This is a genomic window from Chryseobacterium sp. KCF3-3 (genome assembly GCF_045865955.1).
Taxonomy (GTDB): Bacteria; Bacteroidota; Bacteroidia; order Flavobacteriales; family Weeksellaceae; genus Chryseobacterium.
Genome location: NZ_AP035792.1, coordinates 965,774 through 991,544, shown reverse-complemented (window position 1 = coordinate 991,544; position 25,771 = coordinate 965,774). Strand labels below are relative to the sequence as shown.

Annotated in this window: 16 protein-coding genes; 9 read left to right on the top strand and 7 right to left on the bottom strand. The window is 34.7% G+C overall.

The window, feature by feature from the left end; all coding sequences use genetic code 11:
* Positions 1-53 precede the first annotated feature (53 nt).
* Positions 54-623 (top strand): YceI family protein, encoded by a 570-nt coding sequence (locus ACKTTZ_RS04360; RefSeq protein ID WP_253317626.1) that lies wholly within the window; start codon positions 54-56, stop codon positions 621-623.
* A 348-nt stretch (positions 624-971) separates the two neighbouring features.
* On the opposite strand, the gene ACKTTZ_RS04355 is transcribed toward ACKTTZ_RS04360, so the two are convergent.
* From ACKTTZ_RS04355 to ACKTTZ_RS04330, 6 genes are all read right to left on the bottom strand, one after another.
* The gene (locus ACKTTZ_RS04355) at positions 972-2,672 is read right to left on the bottom strand and encodes a bifunctional alpha/beta hydrolase/class I SAM-dependent methyltransferase (RefSeq protein WP_034696124.1); all 1,701 of its coding nucleotides are present in this window, start codon (positions 2,670-2,672) and stop codon (positions 972-974) included.
* A 3-nt stretch (positions 2,673-2,675) separates the two neighbouring features.
* Positions 2,676-4,046 carry a phosphatase PAP2 family protein gene (locus ACKTTZ_RS04350; RefSeq protein WP_407847532.1) on the bottom strand — a complete coding sequence of 457 codons (1,371 nt, stop codon included), beginning with the start codon at positions 4,044-4,046 and terminating at the stop codon, positions 2,676-2,678.
* On the bottom strand, positions 3,959-4,714 hold the full coding sequence (locus ACKTTZ_RS04345) for an SDR family NAD(P)-dependent oxidoreductase (RefSeq protein ID WP_407847530.1): 756 nt from the start codon (positions 4,712-4,714) through the stop codon (positions 3,959-3,961). The genes ACKTTZ_RS04350 and ACKTTZ_RS04345 overlap by 88 nt, the downstream gene beginning before the upstream one ends.
* A 382-nt stretch (positions 4,715-5,096) precedes the next feature.
* Positions 5,097-6,137: a patatin-like phospholipase family protein gene (locus tag ACKTTZ_RS04340; protein ID WP_407847528.1), complete on the bottom strand. Its 1,041-nt coding sequence runs from the start codon at positions 6,135-6,137 to the stop codon at positions 5,097-5,099.
* Between the two features lie 7 nt (positions 6,138-6,144).
* The gene (locus tag ACKTTZ_RS04335) at positions 6,145-6,945 is read right to left on the bottom strand and encodes a phosphatidate cytidylyltransferase (protein ID WP_407847526.1); all 801 of its coding nucleotides are present in this window, start codon (positions 6,943-6,945) and stop codon (positions 6,145-6,147) included.
* Positions 6,935-7,537: a CDP-alcohol phosphatidyltransferase family protein gene (locus ACKTTZ_RS04330; RefSeq protein ID WP_407847524.1), complete on the bottom strand. Its 603-nt coding sequence runs from the start codon at positions 7,535-7,537 to the stop codon at positions 6,935-6,937. Before ACKTTZ_RS04330 ends, ACKTTZ_RS04335 begins: the two co-directional genes overlap by 11 nt.
* Positions 7,538-7,690: 153 nt before the next feature.
* On the opposite strand from ACKTTZ_RS04330, the gene ACKTTZ_RS04325 reads away from it, so the two are divergent.
* A complete protein-coding gene (locus ACKTTZ_RS04325; RefSeq protein WP_034696118.1) occupies positions 7,691-9,298 on the top strand; it encodes a CTP synthase in 1,608 nt (535 codons plus the stop codon).
* A gap of 178 nt (positions 9,299-9,476) precedes the next feature.
* The gene (gene yidC / locus ACKTTZ_RS04320) at positions 9,477-11,276 is read left to right on the top strand and encodes a membrane protein insertase YidC (protein ID WP_034696117.1); all 1,800 of its coding nucleotides are present in this window, start codon (positions 9,477-9,479) and stop codon (positions 11,274-11,276) included.
* Between the two features lie 130 nt (positions 11,277-11,406).
* Here yidC and ACKTTZ_RS04315 read toward each other — a convergent pair whose 3' ends face one another.
* The gene (locus ACKTTZ_RS04315) at positions 11,407-11,991 is read right to left on the bottom strand and encodes a ribonuclease HII (RefSeq protein WP_034696116.1); all 585 of its coding nucleotides are present in this window, start codon (positions 11,989-11,991) and stop codon (positions 11,407-11,409) included.
* Between the two features lie 553 nt (positions 11,992-12,544).
* On the opposite strand from ACKTTZ_RS04315, the gene ACKTTZ_RS04310 reads away from it, so the two are divergent.
* The 6 genes from ACKTTZ_RS04310 (at position 12,545) to ACKTTZ_RS04285 (ending at position 25,771) form a co-directional block, all read left to right on the top strand.
* Complete coding sequence (locus ACKTTZ_RS04310) at positions 12,545-15,550, top strand: SusC/RagA family TonB-linked outer membrane protein (protein WP_034696115.1); 3,006 nt, start codon at positions 12,545-12,547, stop codon at positions 15,548-15,550.
* Between the two features lie 24 nt (positions 15,551-15,574).
* Positions 15,575-17,188 (top strand): SusD/RagB family nutrient-binding outer membrane lipoprotein, encoded by a 1,614-nt coding sequence (locus tag ACKTTZ_RS04305; RefSeq protein ID WP_407847521.1) that lies wholly within the window; start codon positions 15,575-15,577, stop codon positions 17,186-17,188.
* 407 nt (positions 17,189-17,595) lie between these two features.
* On the top strand, positions 17,596-20,553 hold the full coding sequence (locus tag ACKTTZ_RS04300) for a SusC/RagA family TonB-linked outer membrane protein (protein ID WP_407847519.1): 2,958 nt from the start codon (positions 17,596-17,598) through the stop codon (positions 20,551-20,553).
* 3 nt (positions 20,554-20,556) lie between these two features.
* Complete coding sequence (locus ACKTTZ_RS04295; protein WP_407847517.1) at positions 20,557-22,017, top strand: SusD/RagB family nutrient-binding outer membrane lipoprotein; 1,461 nt, start codon at positions 20,557-20,559, stop codon at positions 22,015-22,017.
* 57 nt (positions 22,018-22,074) lie between these two features.
* Positions 22,075-22,524, top strand: a complete 450-nt coding sequence (locus ACKTTZ_RS04290; RefSeq protein ID WP_407847515.1) for a lipocalin family protein — start codon at positions 22,075-22,077, stop codon at positions 22,522-22,524.
* Between the two features lie 334 nt (positions 22,525-22,858).
* Complete coding sequence (locus tag ACKTTZ_RS04285) at positions 22,859-25,771, top strand: SusC/RagA family TonB-linked outer membrane protein (protein ID WP_407847513.1); 2,913 nt, start codon at positions 22,859-22,861, stop codon at positions 25,769-25,771.

Here is a 25,771-nt window from a genome sequence, read left to right as displayed (position 1 = left end):
TTCATATCTTAGCTTCATTCAATTAAAATATATTAATGTAAAATATCATTACAATGAAAAAAGTATTTTTATCTTTCGTATTTACGCTTTTAAGTATTGTTGCTTTTGGACAGGGAACCTGGCAGGTAGACCAGATGCATTCATCGGTTAACTTTAATATCAAGCACATGGGGATTAGTTTTGTACAGGGAAGGTTTGATAAATTTGACGGAAAAGCAGCTACCAGTGGTGCTAATCTGGATAATGCAGATTTAAACTTTTCTATCAGTGTTCCTACTATTAATACCGGAGTGGACATGAGAGACAGACATCTTATCAGTGAAGAGTTTTTCGATGTTGCCAAATATCCTACTATTGAATTTAAGAGCTCTTCCGTTACAAAAGATAAAAACAACAACTATATTGTAAAAGGAAAACTAACCATGAAAGGAGTAGAGAAAGAAATCAGTGCTCCGGTTACATTGGGTGGGATTACAAAGAATAAAGACGGAAAAGAGATCATGGGAATTCAGACAAAATTTACAGTAAACCGTCTGGATTATGGAATCAAATATGATCCGTCAGGAGCAGGTATCGCGAAAGATGTTGAAGTAACAGCTTACTTTGAGCTTGTAAAACAATAATATTTCAAAATATAAAATATAAAAAGGTTTTCCACTTCAATGGAAAACCTTTTTTATGTGAAAACTATTTACACCTTGTAAAATCACAAAAGCTCACAAAAACTTTCAGTTGAATAGGCTTAAAAGAATTCCGTAGAAAAGTTCACAGAAGATGAAAATCAAAGATTTTCAAAAAGCTTAGGTGTGCTTATTATGCCTAACGGTTGTCTCTAAAAAAACTTAAGTGTTTAAATCTTTTGTGACTGTTGTGGTTAAAAATAATCAATGTCAAAGTTTGATCCAATTTAGGAATAAAACAGATAAAAAATCTGCTTTATCAGCAAAACCTGCGAGAGCACTAAAATATTTTTAATTCGAAACATTCACCTTTCCTGAAGAAACTGTAAAAATTCCAAAATCATCAATCAGCATATTTTCTTTCCGAATAGTATTAAAAGCCATAACTCTGTCCAGCTCCTTTTGGGAACGCCTTCTCATGATCCAGTCTTTATGCTGGTGATTATTCAGAACATAGGCAATCATTTTTAATTGAGGATGCCATGGCTGCCCTGTATAAACAATGTAAGCGTTCTTTTCTGAAACAGAATTTATCCCCTGAATGGCTTTACTCGCCATTTCATTATCCCCGAAAAGCTCCAGAATTCCTGAAACAATGGTAATATTAGGTTCGAAATTCAGTTTTTGATAGGTTTGTGAATCAAAACAGTCAAGGTTTGTAAAGCGGATGTTCTGATAATTCTTTTCTTTAATGACCTTTTCTCCTATTTCAATATTAGACTTTACAAATTCGTTGATCACGATTTCAGCATCAGGATACTTTTCTTTGATATCAAATAAATAATTTCCTGTTCCGCCCGCAATATCGAGTATTTTAACAGATCTGCCCTGTTGTTTAAGAGCCTGTATATTTTTTTCTAAAAGTTGTAATAAATGTTGTTTTCTGATGCGGATTCCCTTCCAGCCAATAGCGTTGAGGTAATTCTTATCCATCATTTTTCCAAAACCCAATTTCCCTTTCGGCTGATTCTGGTAAACATAATCCAGTGAAGCCCCGGAATCGAAGCCGTATTTCAGTCCAATGGCCATTCCGTTGCTTATTTTCCCAATCTTTGACAGAGATAATTTCTGTATTTTAAAATTCAGGTTATTTCCCACATTATTTTGCAGATCTTCATATTCTTTTACAGAAAATTGGTCAGGAGAAAGAGAGGCTTGTTTTATAGGCCTGTTGAAGCATTTTTCCGCAAAATCTACAATTTTATCATAGACTTTTTCCTTTCCGGTATCGAATAAAATACCATGGAAAAAATCAGGAAGAACTTCATAATGTTTCAAATCTGTATCCAGCTTTTCATGGAATGCTTTCTGTTCCTTATTGAAAACCACATGATCCTTTTCTGCAGCGAGAATTAAAGTTGGGGTATCTAAAGCTTCAGCATCTTCTACCAGACGTTTTCCGGCTTTTGCCAGATCAATGAGCAGTTCAGCATCAATAGATCTTGAAATCAGTGGATCTGTATCATATGCTTTTTGCTGTTCAGGGTCATGAGTCAGCATTTTGGATTTCACATAGCTTTTAATAATGAGCCCTTTCTTAAGTTTTGTTCCTAATGTAATCATCTCATTAGCAAGAGGAACGATGAGGTTGATTTTAAAAGCAGGAGCCAGAAGTGCCATCCCTGCGATAGAAGGCGCAAAATCATGAGCCCAGGCAGAAGCAACCACACCGCCAATACTGTTGGCAACCACAAACATGTCTGAAGTTTTCACATCATACTGAGTGCTAACAAATTTTGAGAAAGCATCAAGATCTCTTACATAATCCATAAAAACAGATGAGGTTTGAGTTTTTGTATGACCGTGTCCTCTAAGGTCAAATGCAAAGATGTTATATTTTGAAAACTGGGGAGATTGTGCAATATCATTCAATCTTTCCGAATGCTCATGCCCGCGGTGGATCATGATGATACTTTTCTGATGAGGCTGGTAGTTCCATTCACGATAAAAAATTTCACTGTTGTCAAAACTTTTAAAATGTCCACTGTTCATAGATTAAATTTTTTTCAGAAAATCCTCCAGATAAGTAGGTATGACAGCATGCTTATTGTGGGTTTTCATAATGGTTATTGCTTCTGTAAGAGGTAAAGATAAAATATTTTTGATTACTAAAATCCCTATAACTGAACTTCTGGTGAATCCCATAGTGCAGTGGATCAGAATCTTTCCATCTGAAGGCAGATGTCTGTAATGTACTGTAATTTCAGAAACCAGTTTTTTTGTTTCCTTTGTATCAAATGTTCCAATGTCCAAAAAGGGAAAAGAATGATAAGTCGTTTTATCCTTAATGAGAGAGAGTTCTTCCATCTCCGCTGATACATCATAAACAAGTGTTGTTTTATCGGGTTTAAAATCTTTCAGACTTTTATGATCTGGTCTGGATGAAATATATAATCTGGGAACAACTTCTACAGGAGTTTTGTTTTTCCGGAAAAACTGCCAAAATATCCGATACAATAACAGATAAGGGAAATAGAAAATCTTTTTAAACCATGGAATGTTTCCTGCTTTGTTTTTTAAAAAAGAAATATCATTTTTCTGATAATGATACCCGATCAAAAGAATCATAAAACCAGGCCAAAGCATAATCAATCCTGCTTTCCCCAAGAATTGATTAATAAGAATTGCCATTAAAATAATAATCCATCCCGATAAAAAATAAATATTGGCTACATGAAAATTTCTGTACAGAAAATCATTTTTTCTATACGGAAATATCACAAAACAAAGATGGGCAAGAATACTTCCGGTGATGATATCAATGAAATGATGTTGATAAGTTGTTAAAGTAGAAATGCCCAATAGAATAAGCCAAAGCATTAAGAATGTTCTTCCACTTTTTACATTTCTGAAAACTGACCAGAAAATAAATGCAAAAGCAATATGCAGTGACGGAGCTTGATTAAAAGGAGAATCAAACACTTTTAAAAACTGAAAAGAATATCCCAAAACAGAACTGTCGACCTCAGGTTTGGACAGAGAGAATTTTAAAGGGAATAATAAAAAGCAAATTCCGGAAACAATGGTAATAAAGAGCATCCGCTGTGTCAAAACTTTAAGCTGCTCCTTATTCTGACAGAAGAAAAATACCAGACAGAAAAAAAATCCGCTTGTCATATAAGAAATAATACTCCATGAAATAAATGGAATATAATTTTCAAAATCAAAAACAAAAGACGGAACTTCAGGTAGCTTTGAAACATACCATGCAGCGAAATTATAGACCATCATAAATACAATGGCACAAAGCGTCAGGGCGTACAGCTTTTGTTGTATGGTCAGTCGTTTTTCATCCATTGGGCTTTTCTGAACATGATGATATTTAACAATGAAGCAGGAAGCAGAGATAAAGATTTCATCATCCATTTCATTTTTACAGGAAAAATAATGAGCTTCCTCTGTTTTTCAATCGCTTCCGAGATGACGGAGACTGCTGTTTCTACATCGGTAAGAAATGGTTTTTTGCTTAGATCATTCTGATTGAGTTGTCTTAATTTCTCAGTATCAATATATCCCGGCGCAATGGTTGTAACGGAAATTCCAAAAGGTTTCAATGCTCTTCGGTAAGCATCCGCAATCTGAATTACTGAACGTTTGGTTTTTGTATACAAACTGGAGTTTTCATATTCCAGTATCCCGGAAACAGACGCAATTATAGCAATACTTCCTTTTTTCTGGTTCTTCATTACCTTTCTGGCTGCCTCGAAACAGTTTACCGTTCCCAGAATATTGGTTTGAAGCATTTCTTCAGCTTCTTCATATGAAATTCTTCCTGCTACATCTTCTGCGTAGCTACCGGCACAGTTAATGAAAATATCAAGTGTACTTTTATCCACAAGAAAAGACTGTAATGTGGATAATATAGCGTTTGAATCACAAACATCTGTCTGGAAAGCTTTTAAATCTTTAAAATCATTCTCTGGTATTTTAGTAAGATCTCTTCCGCAGATTCCTACACAATATCCTTTAGAAAGATAATGTCTGGCCAGTGCATAGCCAATACCTGAAGTTCCGCCTGCGATAAAAACGTTCATAAGTGTTTGGTGGTTTTCATTTTTTGTAAAAATAGATTTTAAAAGTGAAAATAAGGTGAATGTTTTTAACGATTGAAACATTAAGATTTTTTTTTAGATGTTTAGAATATGAAGATGAGCTTTGCTTTAAGCTTAAAAATCAGGATGATTCATCTTAACTATACTTTATTTCTTAAATTTTCTTAAAGGTTTTAATATTATTTATAAAACTAAGATATTCAATAGGCACGGGCTTTAGCCCGTTAAAATAAAAATAAAACATTTCCATTGGCTTTAGCCGAAACTTAAAAAGTGGTCTTAGAACCACCCCGTCAAAAATTCTTTGAATTTTCGCCATCCCTCTGCGGGAGGGGAATTTGTACGTCCTCAATTGGAGTATTTGTCATCTCTTTTTAATACTCTTCATCGTTTGATCAAACCCATACTGCCATTGTATTTCCATGTCTTTCACAAATTGCTGATAGTTTTTCGGGAATGAAAAACAGACCTCAAATTTTCTCCAGTCAATTCCTTTTTTCAAGTAATGTCCTTCCAGTTCTTGTTTTATATTCATCGTATCAATCTGCAAGCCGGATAAAAGTTGGTTGGTTTCTGCAAGTCTTTCATTTCCGCTGAATCCAAGGACGGAACGCACAAGTGCTTCTTCCACAGCGTTGTAAAATTGTTTCTTTTCAGTAATAATTTCCTGTGCAAGATGTTGACTTATTTCTGCAGGTACAAGATCTATAGCGCCACCTGCAAAGTGTTTTCCCTGAAGAAATGCGGGTTCTACATAAAACATATCGGAAATAGAAACTCTGGTACTTTCAAGTAGGGAAAAGTTTGTGACAATTTTGAGAGATTCTTCAATAGCACTGTTTTTCAAACTTTCAGAGCTGCTGGTAATTTGTTCAGAATTAATCTTCTTTGCTGTTTCAGGATCTGTGAAGATTGTTTTTTGATATAATTTTCTTTCATTTCTTTTTTGTCCACATTCTTCGGGAGTAAAAAGAAGTTCAGAACCAATAATGATCGTGGGGATTTCTTTTGAAAACTGAACGTTTTTAATGGATGGAAAACATAGGGATAGGTCTTGAGGCATTTCAACAAGGTATCTGTTGAAAACATCTTCAATAAACGGTGCTTTTCTTTTATCAAATATCTTCTTCAGCGAAAAAAGTCCCATGTGTGAAAGCTTTTTCTGCTTTGTCAGTACAGTACCTGAAACAAACTGAAAATATTCTTCTGACTGCAGGTATTCTTTTCGGGAAAGATGATCGGGGAATGCATTGATGATGGTAGCAGCAAATGAACCACCACAGGAAGCAATCAGAAGATCCGGCTTGAGATCGAGCTCTTCCAGAGCCGCAAAAATCCCGAGATAAATCATCAGTCTCGTTCCACCTCCTGAAAAAATAACTGCTCTTTTAAATTTTTCATCCATTGCTTTACTATTTGATCAGAAGAGGAAATAACCAGAAGAATAGGGGAGCATTGAACACCAAGCTGTCCATTCTGTCGAGAAGGCCACCATGCCCAGGAAGAAGGTTTCCAGTATCTTTTACCCCGGTTTTCCTTTTTATATAAGACATAAAAATATCTCCCAAAAATCCTGAAATTCCAAGAACGATTCCTAAAATACTGTTAGTCAGAATACCAGTTTCAAGCAGAAAATATCCTAAAATATTACTCAAAATAACAGTAAGAAAGACACCTCCGATAAGGCCCTCCAAAGTTTTATTGGGACTTATTTGAGGTGTTATTTTATGTTTTCCGAAAAATTTTCCCATCAGATACTGAAATACATCGTTCAGTTCTGTCACAACAACAATAAATATAATGGCAGTCAATCCATCAGATCTTTCCCTTATCCACAACAAATGGGGGAAAGCGAAAAGACAGATCAATAAAGCAACTGAAATTCCGTACAATTGCTTTTTGGGAGTTCCCGACAAGATAAAACGACAGAAAATAAGTATTGATATAAGAAAACTGTACAAAAGATAGGTTTCAACATTTAAAAAGTAGAGCAGGAAAAACTGCAGAAAACCTATGAACAGTGAAGGATAAACAGATGATGTATGAATTTTAAACATCCTTGAAAATTCAAAAAAGCATTGATAGCTTATCCACGAAACAAAAACGGTCATGGCAACAGGATGTGAAATACCCAGCGCAAAAACAATAATGATGTAGATCCATGTTTTTACCCTTAAAGGAACATCTGCAAATTTATTTTCTTCAGGCTTCATGCAAAGATTTCTTAAGTCGGATATAAGTACTGATCAAAAGTAGAGCAATGATAATTCCAAAAATATATTGGGAAACCCCGGAAATATTAACTCCGATAAGCATTAATAAACCATACAGTCCAAGGATAAGAGCACGGTCACTTTTTCCCATAGGACCTTCATAACGTCTTTCTTTTCCCACAATTTTCCCCATTAATCCGGCAAATTCATTGATAATGCTCAGTATGATGAAGATGACAATAAGATATAAACTCTCGGGTTGAAATTTAAGAAGCGGGAAAAATATAATCACATCTGAAACAATATCACCTAGCTCATTCAAAACCTCTCCAAGTTTACTGGTCTGATTGAATTTTCTGGCCATCATTCCGTCCAAAGCGTTTAAAGCCATTCTTAGAAGTAGTCCGACAGGAAGACTTAGGAAGAACCATTTCGAGATATCCGCATTCCAGAATAATAGCCCAATGATTACCGATAAAAGGATAGAACTGATGGTAATCTGATTGGCTGTGATTTTATTTCTGTGGAAAAATAATAAGACAGGCGTGAGGAGCTGCTGGAATTTTGGTTTTAGTTTATAGACGGAAATCATGTTGGTTATAGCTTTGTTTCATTTGCTTATATCAAATATAGATAAAAAATTTTATCAGGATTTATAATTGTTTGAAGCGGGTTTTATCATTTTCAAAATGTAAAAGATTGCTTTGTATCTCTTTTTCCCATAACTTTGCACAAACCTAATCTAATGAGTAAAAAGAATACAAAGTACATCTTTGTGACAGGAGGTGTAACTTCATCTTTGGGAAAGGGAATCGTTTCTGCTTCTCTGGGACTTCTACTAAAATCACGCGGCTTTAATGTAACGATCCAAAAATTAGATCCTTATATCAATATCGACCCAGGAACTTTGAATCCTTATGAGCACGGAGAGTGTTATGTGACTGAAGATGGTGCAGAGACGGATCTGGATTTAGGCCACTACGAGCGTTACCTTGATGCTCCTACATCCCAAAACAACAACGTTACTACAGGAAAAATTTACCAGACTGTAATTGAAAAAGAAAGAAAAGGAGATTTCCTTGGAAAAACAGTTCAGGTAATTCCTCATATTACTAACGAAATCAAACGTAGAATTAAAATGCTTTCCAAGCAGAACTACGATATCATCATTACTGAGATCGGAGGAACTGTTGGAGATATTGAATCTTTACCTTATATTGAAACTGTTCGTCAGTTAAAATGGGAGTTAGGAGAGAAAAATTCTATGGTGATTCACCTTACTTTATTGCCATATCTGGCTTCAAGTGGAGAATTAAAAACAAAACCATCCCAGCACTCCGTTCGTCAGTTGATGGAAAGCGGAATTATGGCAGATGTTTTAGTTTGTAGAACAGAACATAAAATTCCTAAAGATCAGAGAGCAAAATTAGCTCAGTTCTGTAATGTTCCTTTAGATAATGTTATCGAATGTAAAGATCTTGAAACGATCTATGAAGTTCCAATGTATCTTCAGAAGCAGAACTTTGATGATGTAGTACTGAAAGAACTTGATCTGAAAAGCGATAAAGACGCAGATCTTAAAGACTGGAAGAGTTTCCTTAAAAAATTCCAGAACCCTAAAAAAACTGTTGAAATTGCATTGGTAGGAAAATATGTTTCCCTTCAGGATTCTTATATTTCTATTGCTGAAGCATTCAAACATGCAGGTGCTGACCTTGAAACTGAAGTAAAAGTAAGATGGGTATACAGTGGAGATATTACGGAAGAAAATATCAAAGATACACTGAAAGGAGTGAATGGTATACTTGTAGCTCCTGGTTTCGGAGACAGAGGAATTGAAGGAAAAGTTCTTACTGCAAAATATGCAAGAGAAAATAAAATTCCAATGTTGGGAATCTGTTTAGGAATGCAGATTATGACAATTGAATTTGCAAGAAATGTTTTAGGACATACCAAAGCAAACTCTATGGAATTTGATACAGCTACTCCTGATCCTGTAATTTCTTTGATGGAAGAACAGAAAAATGTAGTAGATAAAGGAGGAACAATGCGTCTTGGAGCATGGAAGTGTACGTTGAAAAACGGATCTAAATTAAACGATATCTACGGAGCCAAAAATATTTCTGAAAGACACCGTCACCGTTATGAATTCAACAGTGATTATCTTCAGGAGTTTGAAAAAAATGGTTTCCTTGCTACAGGTACTAACCCTGAAACAGGTTTGGTAGAAGCACTGGAACTTCCTGATCACCCATTCTATGTGGGAGTTCAGTATCACCCTGAATATAAAAGTACTGTAGCGACACCGCATCCTTTATTCAGAGCGTTTATTAAAGCTTGCGAAAAGAAATAAGGTAAAATTTTATCATAAACGTCTACATATAAACTCAGGCTGAGAATAATCAGCCTGAGTTTATTATATAGTAACAACGTAAAGCATAGAGTTTTGATAAAAAAACAGTATTTTTGTCAGCTCAAATTACGTACACCAGTACGTACATTTTAAATTTAAAATTTTAATATAAAATAAAATGCAACAAAACAACGGAATCGATAAGAAGCAAATGATTAGTTTCGCGGTTTTATGCCTTGTTCTCTTCGGTTTTATGTTCTACTTCCAGAACAAACAAACGAAAGAAGCGGAGTTGAAAGCTCAGGAGCAAAAAACGGAACAGGCTAAAAATGCCGTAAAGCAAACTCAGGCAAACAATATCAATCCAAATGTAACTCCTAATGCAATCCAGACGGCAAGCCTTGGAAATAATGAATTGAAACTTGAATTTTCAAGCTTAGGAGGACAGGTTTCCAAAGTAGAGCTTTTAAAATATAAAGCCTACAATCACAAAACAGACAATGCAGATCAGCCACTTTATCTGATCACTAAAAATAACTCCAACTACGGTTTTCAGTTTAAAGATAAAACAGGGAAGATTGTTAATACTAAAGATTTAGTTTTCTCACCTACTGTTAATGGCAATGCGGTAACTTTAACTGCAGATTATAATGGTGCTGTAATTCAATTCATTTACACACTGCTTCCAAAATATACCCTTGATTTTAAAGTAAGAACTCAGGGACTTTCTAAAATTACTTCTGATAACAAAGCAGATTTCATTTGGGACTATAATGTAAGAAACCTGGAAAAAGGTAGAGCTCAGGAGCAGTCTCACTCTGAGTTTTCTTATGCTTTCAATAATTATAAAGACTATGATTATGATGGAAGAACCACAATGGAAGAGGAAAAAGAAACCCTTAACTGGATTGGTGTAAAACAGCAGTTTTTCTCTTCAGTAATCGAAGCTAAAAACGGATTCACTCAAAATAAAGGAAACCAGGAAAATGTTGAAGAAGGAGAATATTTGAAGAAATTCAACTATGAAGGTTTCGTTCAAATGACTGGAAGTGAGCTGAACCAGGATTTCACATGGTATTTTATGCCATTGGATTTACCATTGCTTAAATCTTATGATAAAAACTTTGATGAGATTCTTCCTTTAGGTTGGTCATTCATCGGAGCAATGAACCGTTATTTCTTCATGTGGTTATACAGCATTATCGCTGCATGGGGATTATCAGCAGGTTGGGTAATTTTTGTAATGACGATCATTGTGAAACTGATCCTTTCACCTATTATGTATAAGCAGCACAAGCTAAGTGCGATGATGAAGGTAATCCGTCCGGAAATTGATGAGGTGAATGCGAAGTTCAAGGATGCAGATCCGATGAAGAAACAGCAGGCTACAATGGAAGTTTACAGAAAGGCAGGAGTAAATCAGATGGCGGGATGTTTGCCGGCATTAGTCCAGATTCCAATTTTCTATGCCTTATTCCGTTTCTTCCCGAACTTTATTGATCTTAGAGGACAAGGGTTCTGGTTTGCAAAAGACTTAACAGCGTATGATGATTTGATCAAGCTTCCATTTAAAGTTCCTTTCCTTGGAGATCACTTAAGTATTTTCGCTTTAGCGTGTACGGTTGTTATCTTGATTTATACTGTTATGACTTCAGGAAACATGCAGCAGCCTCAGCAGGAAGGAATGCCCAATATGAAGGTTTTAATGTATATCTTCCCGATTACATTCCTGTTCTTCCTTAATACTTCGGCTTCAGGTCTTTCATGGTACTATTTTGTATCAAATGCGATTAACATCCTGATCATCCTTGTTATTAAGTATGTGATTCTGGATGAGAAGAAAATTCATGCCCAGATTCAGTCGAACAAAGAAAAACCAAAAGCAGAAGGTAAATTCCAGAAGAGAATGAGAGAAATGATGGAGAAAGCTCAGGAGCAGCAAAAAACTCAGGAACAGCAAAGAAATAAGAAGAAGTAATTCTTCATTATAGCATAAAAAAGAGAAGTAATTTTAATAATTGCTTCTCTTTTTTTTGGTTATTTTATTTAGAAAGATTTTAAATTTCTAATGGATGTCTACGAATTTAATAATTGAAAATGAGCGCTTTTCAATCATATTTAAGTCTGAAAGATTGTCTGTGATGAGGTGTTGGGCCGTATTTTATAAGGGCTTCCTGATGTTTTTTTGTAGCGTAGCCAAAATTGGTATCCCATCCATATTCAGGGTGTTCCTCATGAAGCTGAATCATTAATTTATCCCTGTAGTTTTTAGCAAGAATAGACGCTGCAGCAATAGATAAAACTTTGGAATCCCCTTTGATAATACATTGATGCGGGATGTAGTTATAAGGATGAAATTTATTTCCGTCTACCAAAATAAGTTCAGGGGTTATTGTCAGTTGATCCAAAGCACGGTGCATCGCATGAATACTTGCATTAAGAATATTATGTTCGTCAATAAAGGAAGGAGGTAATTCTGCGATGGCATAGTTTTTCACATTATCTTTGATATAACTATCCAGTTCCATACGTGTTTTGAACGTTAATTTTTTGGAATCATTAACCAGATTTTGTTTGAAATCATCATCTAAAATTACCGCTGCTGCCACCACCGGACCACTTAAACACCCTCTTCCTACTTCATCACATCCGGCCTCGATATAAAGTTTCGACCAGTTTTTTATTAGCTCCATATTTGTCTGAAATAACAGATGCAAAATTAAAAAAACAAATGTATTAATCAGTTTTTTTTGATTGAATGATTTTGTCAAATATAATGTGGTATAATGTACTTGTTTTTTGGGATAATCCTTAAATATTTTAAATTTATAATTTTTGTTAAAAAGGATTGTTTTTTTTGATGATTATACTATTTTTTTGATTTTTGGCGTTTTTTTATATTTTTTAAACGAAGAGTAAAATCTATATAATTTGATGATATTTCATTGTTATTGTGTATTTTTTGAATATATATTGTAATTATTGACTCTATTTTATTTTTTATGTAGTTGTTTTGTTTATTTTATGTATAAATTATCAATTGAATTTTTTATTGAATTTTTTTGAATAATGTAGTCTGATTATTTTTTAATATTTGTTAAAATTTCTTTTTTTAATAAATATTAACATTTTATTTTCGATGTTTTTTGATAATAATTGAAATTTTTATATTTTTTTAAGAAAATGCTTTGTGTTTTTAAGAAAGTTTTACAAATTTGTAGCCTGTAAAAAATAATTGAATTTGATATGAAGAAATTAACTGCGAGTGTATTTGCGGTTGTACTATCATCCTCATTTGTGATGATGTCAGCCCAAAACACTAAGGATACTCTAAAAACCAAAAATATAGAGGAGATAGTTGTTACCGGAGCCTTAGGTATCAAAAGAAAGGCTGACGCGATAACAAATACACAGCAAGTTGTAACGACAAAAGAATTGAACCAGGCATCTGCGCCAACTGCTGTACAGGCGTTGACAGGTAAGGTTTCAGGTTTACAAATCAATTTAACAAACAATGGTGTAGATCCTAGTTATAGAGTTGTCTTAAGAGGGGCTAAATCTATCACTGGTAATAACCAGGCATTAATTGTAATTGATAATGTTATTTCATCTGCTGACATCTTACAGCAGATACCACCAGAAGCAATCGAAAACATTAACGTAATTAAAGGTTTACAGGGTGCTGCTCTTTACGGTCAGCAAGGGGTAAACGGGGTAATTATTGTTACTACTAAAAGAGGAACAAAATCTGAAAAACTTCAGATGACTTTCAATTCATCTATTGATATTTCTAATGTTTTCATGCTTCCAAAAGTTCAGCAGAAATACGGTAAAGGAGTTCAGGATGAAGGATGGAGTGATGTAAGCTACGGAGGTACAAACTATGTGCCATGGGAAAACATGTCTTGGGGAGCTGCTTATGACAATCCGGCTATCGGAGGAACTATGATGCCTTCAGGTCTTCCACAGGCTGATGGATCATTTATTTATGAAAAATATGCTCCAGTGAAAAACTTCATGAATAAATTCTTTTCAACAGGAGTATTAACTCAAAACGGAATTACAGCAACAGCAGGTGGATCAGATTCATATGTGTCTTTCTCTGCTAACAGAACTGAAAATAATTTCGTAGTTGAGGGTGATAAACTAAGACAAAACAGTTTTATTTTTAAAGCTGGAAAGAAAATAGGAAAATTAAAAATTGATGGTAACATCAACTATATTAACAGAATAATATCTACAACAAACTCATCTTTATATGATGATATTCTTCAGACTCCTACTAATAATAACATCAAACTTTATAGAAATAGTGGAATTGAAGGATATTATACAGGATATGCAGTAAACCCATACTGGACTATCGATCATGAAAGATATGACAGACGTAGTGATTACTTTAGTGCTATCCTTGGTTTAGATTATGAATTGAATAAGAACATTAACATTACGTATAACGGAAACGTTACAACAAGAGGGATGACTTATACAAGACATAATGATGGTGCTGTTTTCACGAAAACTTATAACCTTCCCGGAGCTTCCATTGATGGAATTACTTTCGGAGATTTAGGTAATGGTGATATAACATCTTGGTTCTATGAAAGTACTTCTAAAGAAAGAAATTATTATGGTGACTTAATGATTAACTTTAATTATGAGTTGACAGATAAAATCGGATTGAAGTTTAACATTGGTAATAACATTCAGGACAGAACCTATAATGTAACATCTGTAGGAGGGAATAATTTAGATATCCCAGGCTGGTATCATATTAAAAATGTACTTAATCCAGATCCTTTCTCCAGCGCTAATTTAGATAACTATCAGACAAACAGTAGAATTATTGCAGGATTTGCTAACTTGGATTTAAGCTATAATGATTATTTATTCTTAAACTCTACATTTAGAATTGAGCAGTCTTCAGTATTGTCAACAAGACCTTATAGCACAGGAAAAAGAACAAACCCTGTTTATCCATATTATTCAGTTGGTTTGTCTTTTGTACCAACAAAAGCATTTGAAGGTCTAAAAGGAGATATTCTTAACTATGCAAAAATTACAGGTTCATATACAAGAGTAGGTAATACAACTGCAGTAGATCCGTACAGAACAGATGAAATCGGAGTATTCCCAACAGGATTCCCTTTCAACGGATTGAGTTCTTATATTAACAATCAAACGCCTACATCAGTAGATATTAAGCCAGAATTTGTTAATACTTTAGATTTCGGAATGTCTTTAGGATTCTTAAAAGATAGAATCAGATTAGATGCTTCAGTTTATCAGTCTACAACAGATGACTTGATTACAGCAAGAACTGCATCGAGCGCGTCTGGATTAACAAGTATTCTTGATAACGTAGGTAAAATGAGACTGAGAGGTATTGAACTTGATTTAGGAATAACGCCAATTAAAACAAGTGATTTTACTTGGGATATGAAGGTATCTTACTCTTCATACAGATCTAAAGTATTAGAATTAGCTGATGGAGCTGATGAAGTATCTTTATTAAGCAGTTCTTCTGCAGCAGTAGGTATTTTTGCTGTAAAAGGATCTGACTTCCCGGTTATCAAAGGAAGCGCATTCCAGAGAGACGACCAAGGAAGAATCATTGTTGACTCTAAAGGAAATCCTTTAACAACAAGTAATCTTCAGGTTCTAGGAAGAGCGACCCCTGATTATATTCTTGGATTCTCTACAAACATTAAGTATAAAGGGTTCACTTTATCTGCAATGGGAGACTTTAGAAAAGGAGGTAAATTTGTATCCTTTACGAAAAACCTACTTGCATTTACGGGAGGTTTAGAGGAATCAGCTGAGTTTGACAGAACTCAAGGATATATTGTTCCTAACTCAGTACAGAATACAGGTACTGCAGCGAATCCGGTATATACTCCTAACAATACTCCAGTGGGAGGTGCAGGAACTTATACTAACGTTACCAACTATTTCTCAAGTAGCGCTTATAGAGCTGTTGGAGAAAACTTGGTAGTTGATGCTACAGCATTGAAGATTAGAGAAATTGCATTAAGTTATGATTTACCAAAATCAGTCTTAGGTTCAACTTTCTTGAATTCATTGACGATTGGTGTTTATTCAAGAAACCCATTCTTTAAGTACGCAGATAACAATAGAAACTATGCGGATCCGGAAACTGCAAGTACAACTGGAAATGCTGCCGGTTTTGCTTATACAACACAGTATCCATCAACTAGAAGCTTTGGGGTGAATCTTAAAGCATCTTTCTAAACTTTAATTAATTATTACTTGAAAATGAAAAAATTTAAATATACGATACTAGGTTTAATCGTTGCCTCTATGACGTTGACTTCATGTGATCATTATCTGGATATTAATGAAAATCCAAATAATATCCATGCGGAAGCTATTACTCCAACTTTATTATTCCCTGGTGCTGTTGCTCAGACTTATAGAACACAGGCTACATGGATGAACAGATTTGGAGGGCTTATGATGAATTCTTATGCAGGTAACTCTTATTCTTTCGGTGCTCCATTTGGTAACGAATATACATTGAATGTAGATAGTTCTTTTTATCCACAAATCTGGGATGGATTATACAGAAACGTAAGTAATTTTGTTGCTATTGAGAAATATGATAACTCTACGCATAAATATGACAATTACGTAGCTGCTGCAAAAGTGATGAAAGCATTTTATATGCAGACTATTGTAGATTTATATGGTGATGCTCCTTATTCTCAAGCTTTTATGGGGCAGGCTAATGCAACTCCAAAATATGATAATGATGAGGAAATCTACAGATCATTAATTCTTGGTCTGAATGATGCGATCACCCTTATTGATAACGGTAATGCTGCTGCACTTGAATTAGGTGCTACTGATATTGTTTTCCAAGGAACAATGGATAACTGGAAGCGTCTGGCAAACACTGTGAAACTAAGAATGTTAGTGAGAATGTCTAAAGTGACAGGATCTATGGCTACTTTTAGAGATCAGCAACTTCAAACTTTGGCTGGAGCAAACTTCATAGAAAGCGATGTTTTAGTAAATCCAGGATACAGTGCTGCTAATGATGATCAGCAGAACCCTTTTTATGGATATTATGTAAGAAACAGTTCAAATTCTCAGTTACAAAACAATACATTATTTACAGCATCTGAACACATTGCTACTTGTCTTAATGGTAACCCTTATAGTATGACTGATAATGTTTATCAGAAATTTAATGGCATCATTGATGGTAGAAGAGGAAGAATGTTCTCATTAGTATCTTATAATGGTCTTTCAGTTGTTAAAGGTGTTAGACAAGGTGCTACCCCTGGACAGCCAGGAGCTCCAACAGATCTTACAACGGTTTCAAGATTTGGAAACGGTTGGATATTTGGAAATGGAAGCCCTAGTAGTACGTCTCAGCTTACTTCGGTTGGATCTGCGAAAGCTGGTGTTTTAATGAGCCGCTCAGAAAGTAACTTCCTTCAGGCTGAAGCAGCTGTTAGATATCCATCTATCTTCTCTAATGGTCAGACTAAGTTCGAAAATGGTATCAAATCATCTTTTGATTACTTATACTCAACAGCTGGTACTTCTGCAACATACATTACTGCAATTCAAACTAAAGTAGGTTTAGGATGGACTGGAACTAACGATAATAAGATTGAAGCGATCATGACTCAGAAATGGTTAGCTACTGCTGGAATTAACCCTACAGAATCTTTCATCGATTATAACAGAACTGGTTTTCCAATTACTCCTATGGCAACAACTTCAGCGAAGCCAAATAAGCCGTACAGATTGATGTATCCGTCATCTGAATACGTAGCTAACTCAGCAAACGTTCCTCAGATTTCAAATGCTCAATGTTTTACTAAGAACTCAACAACTCCTTTCTGGAATCAAAACTAATTCTTATAAAACAATTTTAATATATTTTACCGCCTTCGGGCGGTTTTTTTTGTTTTAAAAAGAGAATATTGATAAAATCGATAAAATATGCTCAGCATAGTATTGTTGGTCGATTCGTGTCAGTTTTCATTCTTTTTTGTTTTTAATTTTCTGATATTCAGCCTGTTTGTTATAGTTGTTGTATTTGAAATATAGATTATATCAATTTAATTGATTGTTATTATTTCTTAAAAAAAATTAACTTTAAAATGATGTGTTTTTGTTAAATATTCTGTTTTTAACTTATTTTAATAATTTATTATCTGGTTTTGTTTAAAAATATTGAATAAGTTGTAATTTTTTCACATTTTGCTTTGTGGTATTAAGAAAGTTTTACAAATTTGTAAAGTCACAAAAATTAATTTGATATGAAGAAACTAACAGCAAGTCTTCTTGTTTTAGTATTGTCTTCTTCCATAGCTGTTGCCAACGCTCAGCAAAAGAATGATACTATTAAAACAAAAGAAATTGAGGGGGTGGTTGTAACCGCTCTCGGTATTAAAAGAGAGAAAAAATCTCTTGGTTATGCTTCTGAAGAAGTGAAAGCTGCGGAATTAACGGGTGGAACTACCAATACCGGAAACGTCGCATCTCTTCTTTCAGGTAAGGTAGCCGGACTACAGGTAAATACAAACAACAACTTTGGCGGATCTGCAAACCTTTTGATCAGAGGATATAAATCTCTGTCAGGAGGATCTCCACTTATTGTAATTGATGGTTCACCAGTTAACAATAATACGGTAACCGGATCTGTATTCGATTACGGTAACTTTCTTTCAGACATTAACCAGGAAGACATAGAATCTGTAAACGTACTGAAGGGTGCTGCTGCATCAGCTTTATATGGTGAAAGAGGAAGCGATGGTGTAATCTTAATTGTAACTAAAAGCGGACGAGGAAACAATGACGGAAGCTGGGGTGTTACTCTCAACTCAGGAATTACAGCCGGATTTATTGATAAATCTACTTTCCCTACCTATCAGACAAAGTATGGAGCAGGATACGGTGGCCAGGCATGGAATGAAGATCCGGGACCTGGAGGTTACAATTATGCTAACTTTGTAGATGACGCATCTTACGGACCTGCATTTAATCCCAACCAATTGGTATACCAATGGGATTCATTTGATCCTTCTTCTCCAAACTATGGAAAAGCTACACCTTGGGTTGCTGCGAAAAACGGACCTATTAAATTCTTTGAAACACCAGTCACATACATTAATACAATTACCATTGAAAAAGGAAATAAAACTTCGAATCTTTCCTTGTCATATTCCAATATGCTTTCTAATGGTTTGATGCCTAACTCTGAACTTAAGAAAAATACAATTTCTGCGAAATTTAATCACGATTTTACAGATAAATTACATGCCTCTGTTTTCACAACTTTAACTTTACAAGATACTAGAGGACGTAATGAAACTGGCTATTCAGATAATATTGTTTCTGGTTTCAGGCAGTGGTGGCAGACCAACGTAGATGTGTTGGCATTAAGAGATGCTTATGCTAACAATGGAAATAGTAACTTTTCCTGGAACAGATCTACTGCGGCTGATGGAACTCCTCAATACTGGAACAATCCATATTTCCAGAGATATCAGAATTATCAATCTGATGACAGGACCAGAATATTCAGTTATGCACAGTTAAAATATGATGTTTCCAAAAACTTTGGAATTACAGGGAAATTATCTTATGATGATTTACAGATGGTTGTAGAAGAAAGATTAATGAATGGATCGCTTCCTCAGGCATTTGGTGCATCCGGGCTTAATGTAAGTTCGGGATACGCAAGAACCAATGTGAAAAACACTGAGATCAACTTTGATTTATTCGCTAATTACAAGGTGGATATTACTTCGGACCTAAGTGTTAGCGGTATTGCAGGGGGAAACGTTAGAAGAAACCTTGTGGATAATATTTTTATGAGTACAGAAGGAGGGTTATCTAAACCTGGCCTTTTTGCTATATCCAACTCTGTAAGAACGATACTTCCACCTGATGAGAATTATGCAAAATGGGTTACTTCCAGTTTATATGCAACAGCATCTTTTGGGTATAAGAACTTCTTATTTGTGGATGGTACTTACCGTGTAGACCAATCGTCTAACTTACCAAAAGGAAATAATAGCTATGGATATCCTTCCGTTACAGGTGCTGTTATTCTATCCGAATTTGTAAAACAACCATGGTTAAGTTTCTGGAAATTGAGAGCAAACTACGCTGAAGTAGGTTCTTCTACTAATAATTACAGATTGGTAAATACTTTCAAAGCTAGAGGTGAAGGTCTGTTTGATCAACCTTTTTTCCTTGCGAATCCAAACCTGAAACCTCAAAGATCTAAGGAAACAGAATTTGGTATGGAGGCACAATTCTTCAAAAACAGATTAGGTTTTGATATTGCAATCTATAAGACCAGAACATTTGATCAGATTATCAATTTACCGGTTTCTTCCGCAACAGGATATAGAACATTCCTTGTAAATGCCGGACAGATTGATAACAAAGGTATAGAAGTACAGTTAAACGGGACACCATTTAAAACAAATAATTTTACATGGGATGTAAACGTGAACTGGTCTAAAAATGAGAATAAAGTTATTGCATTAAATGGTGATTCTCAGAATTACTTAATAGCAAGTTATCAGGGTGGGGTTTCTCTTAACGCACGTGTAGGAGAGTCTTTTGGAGCTTTGGTAGGATCCGATTATGTATATAATGCAAATGGCGATAGAGTCATTGATCCAGCTACAGGTCGTTATTTAAGAAATAATAATCAGGTTATAGGGAATATCACACCAGACTGGGTAGGTGGTATCAGAAACAGCTTCCGTTATAAAGATTTCTCAGTAAGTTTCCTTATTGATGTGAAAAAAGGAGGTGATGTATTCTCTACCGATATGTATTACGGATTAGCAACTGGTCTTTATGCAGAAACAGCTGATTACAGAGAGGGTGGATTCGTACATCCAGGTGTTAACCCGAATGGAAATGTAAATACAACACCTGCGATTAATCCTGGATCATTTGGTAACGTAGACGGATATAGAAGAATGCCGAATAAAAGATTCGTTTATGATGCATCTTATGTAAAACTTAGAGAAGCAAGTATAGGGTATAACCTTCCTAAATCTGTTCTGGCTAATACTGCTATTCGTGATGCGAAAATTTCAATTGTAGGTAGAAACCTTTGGATTATCCACAAAAACTTACCTTATGCAGATCCGGAAGCGGGTACTGGGAATGGTTTAGGAGCTAAAGGTAACTCTATCGGAGTACTACCTACTACCCGTGATATTGGGATTGATATAACTTTAAAATTCTAGAAAATGAAAAAAATATTTTTAATTATAGGTTTAGCTTCATTATCGTTAACTTTTACATCTTGTGAAAGAGACATCACGTCACTAAATGAAGACCCTAAACACCCAACTGAAGTTCCGTCAGGAGTACTTTTTGCCAGTGCTGAACATGCACTTCTTGATCAGCTATTGTCTGCCAATGTAAACCGTAACATTACAAGGTTTTTTACACAGCAGTGGTCAGAAACTACTTATACTGATGAGACGAACTATGATATGGTGACAAGACCAATTCCAAGAAATCACTATAATCGTATGATGGCATCAGCATCAGCTACAATTAATTCTCCAGGAGTATTATCTGCATTAAGAGATGCCAGAAGGTTTCTTGAGAGCGAAGGAGTAGATCCCGTTACTAAAAATAACAATATTGCTATGATTGAGTTAGTAAATGTTTATGCATGGGCTAATTTGGTTGATACATATGGTGATATCCCTTATTTCGGAGCATTGAAAGCTACCGCTGAAAATCCAGGAAGTGCGGAAATTCCTTATGATGATGCAAAAACAGTGTATCTGGATCTTATCAAAAGAATTGATGCTGCTATTGCTATGATTAATACGTCTGGTAGTGGATATGAAAAGGATTTAATCTATAAAGGAGACATGACTAAATGGAAGAAAATGGGTAATTCATTGAAATTCAGAATGGCTGTAACCTTAGCAGATAGCGACCCTGCATTGGCTAAAACGTATGCAGAAGCAGCATATAATGCCGGTTTATTCACGGGAAAAATAGATAACTTCGGACTTCAGACATTTCCTTCAGGATTATTATCAAACCCAGTATATCAGGATGTTATTCAATCTGGTAGAAATGACTTTATTCCGTCAGATGTTCTTGTTAATTTTATGAATACTACTTCAGATCCAAGAAGAGCAACTTGGTTTACACAGGTTGCTGGTGCTTATGTTGGAGGAGTTTATGGAGACCAGAATATTTTCAAAGATTACTCTCACTTTACAAACGTAATTTCTGGAGAAAATGCACAAGGCTTTTTATTAGATTATTCTGAAATTCAGTTTTTAAGAACTGAAGCTGCTGCAAGAGGATTTAATGTTGGAGATACTGCAGCTAATTTATATAAAGATGCTATTACAGCTTCAATGGCTGAATATGGTATTGATACACCGACTGCAACTGCATTTATCACAGCCAATCCATATAATGCTGCGAACTGGAAAAAATCTGTGGGTGAGCAAGCTTGGATAGCAATGTTCAATAAAGGATTCCAGGCATGGAATTTTGCAAGAAGATTAGATTTCCCTGTATTTGTAAATCCTGGGGGATCTGTGGTAGAGTCTGTACCGGTAAGAATGAAATATTCTGATCAGGAATATCTTCTTAACGCTAAGAATGTGAACGCTGCAGCTTCAAAAATTGGAGGTGACAAAGTATCTACAAAAATATTTTGGGATAAGTTTTAAATTAAATAATAATTCCTCAAACCTACGAGTAGGTTTGAGGAATATAAAAACATTTATATGAGATTTTTTATAGGAATTGTTCTTTTAATGAGTGTTGCATCATGTTCCAGTGATGACGATCGTGCAGTTGAAAATGAAAATGTAAGTATTAATGGGACTTGGAAACCATATAAGTATGAGTTTAGAGGTAAAGATGTCACATTGAGTGACTGTGAAAAGAAAGGAGTTATATTTATAAATCCGGATTTCTCGGGATCTTATGAAAGATATGATTTGTCTTCTTCTTCCGGAAACTGTAATCTTTTTGATTCTTTTGGAGGAAAATGGACCTTTGATAAAATGTATCAGACATTAACCCTTACCTATACAGAAGCTGGAGTTTCCAAAACAATGAAAAAAGAAATTGATTCCTATTCCAATACTGAATTAAGAATTAATGATAATAGTAAAAACCTGGACAATACGCCCGGAAATGACGAGGCTGTCTTAGTTTTCAGAAAAGAATAAGTAATTTTTGCTTGCTTATAAAAACCGCCTTCTGGCGGTTTTTTTTATTTATAAACTTTTTTTTAGGGGATATTGTGAATTAATATTGCTTTTTGGGTTTATATTCGTCAGTTTTTCAGTGTGTTGTGAGTGTTTTTTTAACCTGTAGATATTTAGGTGTTCATTGTAATATTGATGTTATTTTTTTTTATTAAATACTTTGTTTTTGATGTATTTTATTAATTGATTTAGTTGTTTTTCATACTGATTATTGTGTTTAATTCTGTTTTATTTGTGTTTGTTTGTTAATTTATCAATAAAAATACAAATTTGCTGAGTAAAAATTAATTTTGATATGAAGAAACTAACAACAAGTCTTCTTGTTTTAGTATTATCTTCTTCTATAGCGGTTGCGAACGCTCAAAAAAAGAATGATACTATTAAAACAAAAGAAATTGAGGGTGTGGTTGTAACCGCACTCGGGATTAAAAGAGAGAAAAAAACAATTGGATATGCTACTTCCCAGGTAAATGGAGATGATTTAAAAAAGTCAGGGGAAGCAAATATTATTCAAGGTTTAGCAGGAAAAGCTGCGGGAATTCAAGTTACAGGCTCTTCTGGTACACCAGGAGCTTCAAGCAAAATTCTGATTAGAGGCCAAAAGTCAATTAATTTATCAAGCCAACCTATTATAGTTCTAGATGGACAGATTATTGATAACTCTGTTAATAATAATGCAGGACAGGGCAGTAATTTGGCTGGAGTAGATGACTCAAACAGAGCTATTGATATAAATCCTGATGATATTGAAAGTGTCTCAATTTTGAAAGGTGGCGCAGCAGCAGCGTTATATGGAGAGAATGCTAGAAATGGTGTAATTATTTATACAAGTAAGAAAGGGAGAAAAAGAAAAGGAATTGGAATTGATTTTTCTACAGCTATATCTTTTGATATGATTACTCGTCTACCGAAACTTCAAAAAACCTATGCCGCTGGAACTAATGGAGTTACTTATATTGCACCTGCTCAATATGGCTCTGATGGTTTTGCTACCACATCGGGAACCAATCAAAGTTGGGGGCCATTAATTTCAAGCGTTCCTGGTTTGAAGGCTTATGATAATGCTAAAAACTTCTTTGAAACAGGTGCTACACAAAATTATAATCTGGCTTTTTCAGGAGGTGGGGATTATGGTAATTTCAGAGCTTCATTTGGACACATTGATCAAACGGGGATTATCCCAAATACATCGCTTAAAAAGACAAGTTTTGGGGTGAATTCTGAATTTAAGTTAACCGATAAGCTAAAAGCTGGAGCTGATGTAAAGTTTTCAAATACAAATGGGTTAAGAGCTCAGAAAGGGAGTAATACTGCTGGAGTAATGTTGTCTTTACTGAGAACACCAGCAACTTATGACCTTAGAGATTATCAGACTGTACAAGGATATAATAAAAATTATTTTGCAGCATATGACAATCCATATTATACAGTATACAATAATCCATATAAAGACGAGACAAACAGATCCATTATTAGTGGTTATTTAACTTATAATTATAATAAAGCTTTGAATGTATTGTTAAGAGCGGGAGTAGATACGTATACAACTCATGCTCAGCAGAATTATTCATTCTCAAGTAATGGTAATTCAACAGCTGATCGAACAGGCCAGGTCGTTGTAGACACTTATACACAAAGTCAATACAATTTAGATTTAATCTTTAGTGGGTTAGTTAACTTTACTGATAACATTAATTTGAATTATAGTTTTGGGGGACAGATAATTTCTAAATTTGGAAATGATCAATATACTCAAGGATCTACAATGTTGGAACCTAATCAATTCAACCTTTCTAATTTTACGACTTTTGTCTCCAATAATACAGATTTTAAACAAATTAAAAGAGGGATATTGGCTTCGGCAGAATTAGGTTTTTATGACCAGTTTTATTTAACATTAACAGGCAGAAATGATTGGAGCAGTACATTACCTAAACAAAATAGTTCCTATTTCTATCCTTCTGTTTCAGGATCTTGGCTGTTTAATAAGACATTAAATTTACCAAACTGGGTTAATTTAGGAAAAGTGAGAGTAGCTTATGCAAAAACTTTTGCATCTGCTAATCCTTACAATATTGTTAACACTTATGGAACTCCAACCTATTTTGATACATTTGGTCCACAATTAACTTCTCCATATATGGGAGTCGGAGCATATGGGCTGACTACCATTGCGAAAAATCCAAATTTAAAGCCTGAGCGAAATGACGAATTTGAAGTAGGTTTAGAATTAGAATTATTTAAAAGGTTACGTTTAAATGCGAGTGCTTATAAATCAACCAACTATGACCTACTTATCCAAGCTCCAGTTGCACCATCTTCTGGATTTCAGAATTATTATACCAACGGTCCTACAGTTGAAAATAAAGGTATAGAAGTAGAATTAGGGTATGATATTCTTAAAAATCAAAACTTTAACTGGAGTGTAAACCTTAATTGGGCTAAAAACGTAAATAAGGTAGTTGACATACAAGATAATTTAAATTTCTCCAGTGAGGGAAGTGATTTCTTTTCAGGAAATGTTGTTCCTGCCATCATTAAAGGTGAACCTTTGGGAGTATTTTATGGTACGGCTTGGAAAAGAGATTCGGCTGGAAATTTAATTATAGGATCTGATGGCTTACCGTTAGTTTCTAAAGAATCTCAAATTATTGGAAATCCTAATCCGGACTGGTTAGGAGGAATCAGAAATAATTTCAGTTATAAAAATTTGTCATTAAGCTTTTTGTTAGATATACGTAAAGGTGGAGACATTTGGAACGGAACATTAGCGAGATTAAATAGGTTAGGAATGACACAAGCTTCTGCTGATGACAGATCTGCTATGTATACAATACCTGGCGTTACTGAAACTGGTGCTCCTAATACGAAAGCAATTAATAACAAACTATATTATTCAAGCTTTTTAGGAGATGGATCTGGGAGTGCAAATGAACAACAGATGGAAAGAGATATAAATTGGCTTAGGCTAAGAGATGTAAGTTTATCATACAATTTTGGTAAAATGTTATCTGATACTCAAACTCTATCTTTTATAAGAGATGCTCAGGTTACTTTTTCTGCTAGAAATCTATTTTTAATTACTAACTACAAAGGTGTAGACCCTGAAACATCTATTGCCGGTGCAAGTTCAAATACTAATGGATTTGATTACTTCAATAATCCAGGGACAAGAAGTTATACTCTATCATTTAAATTCACTTTTTAA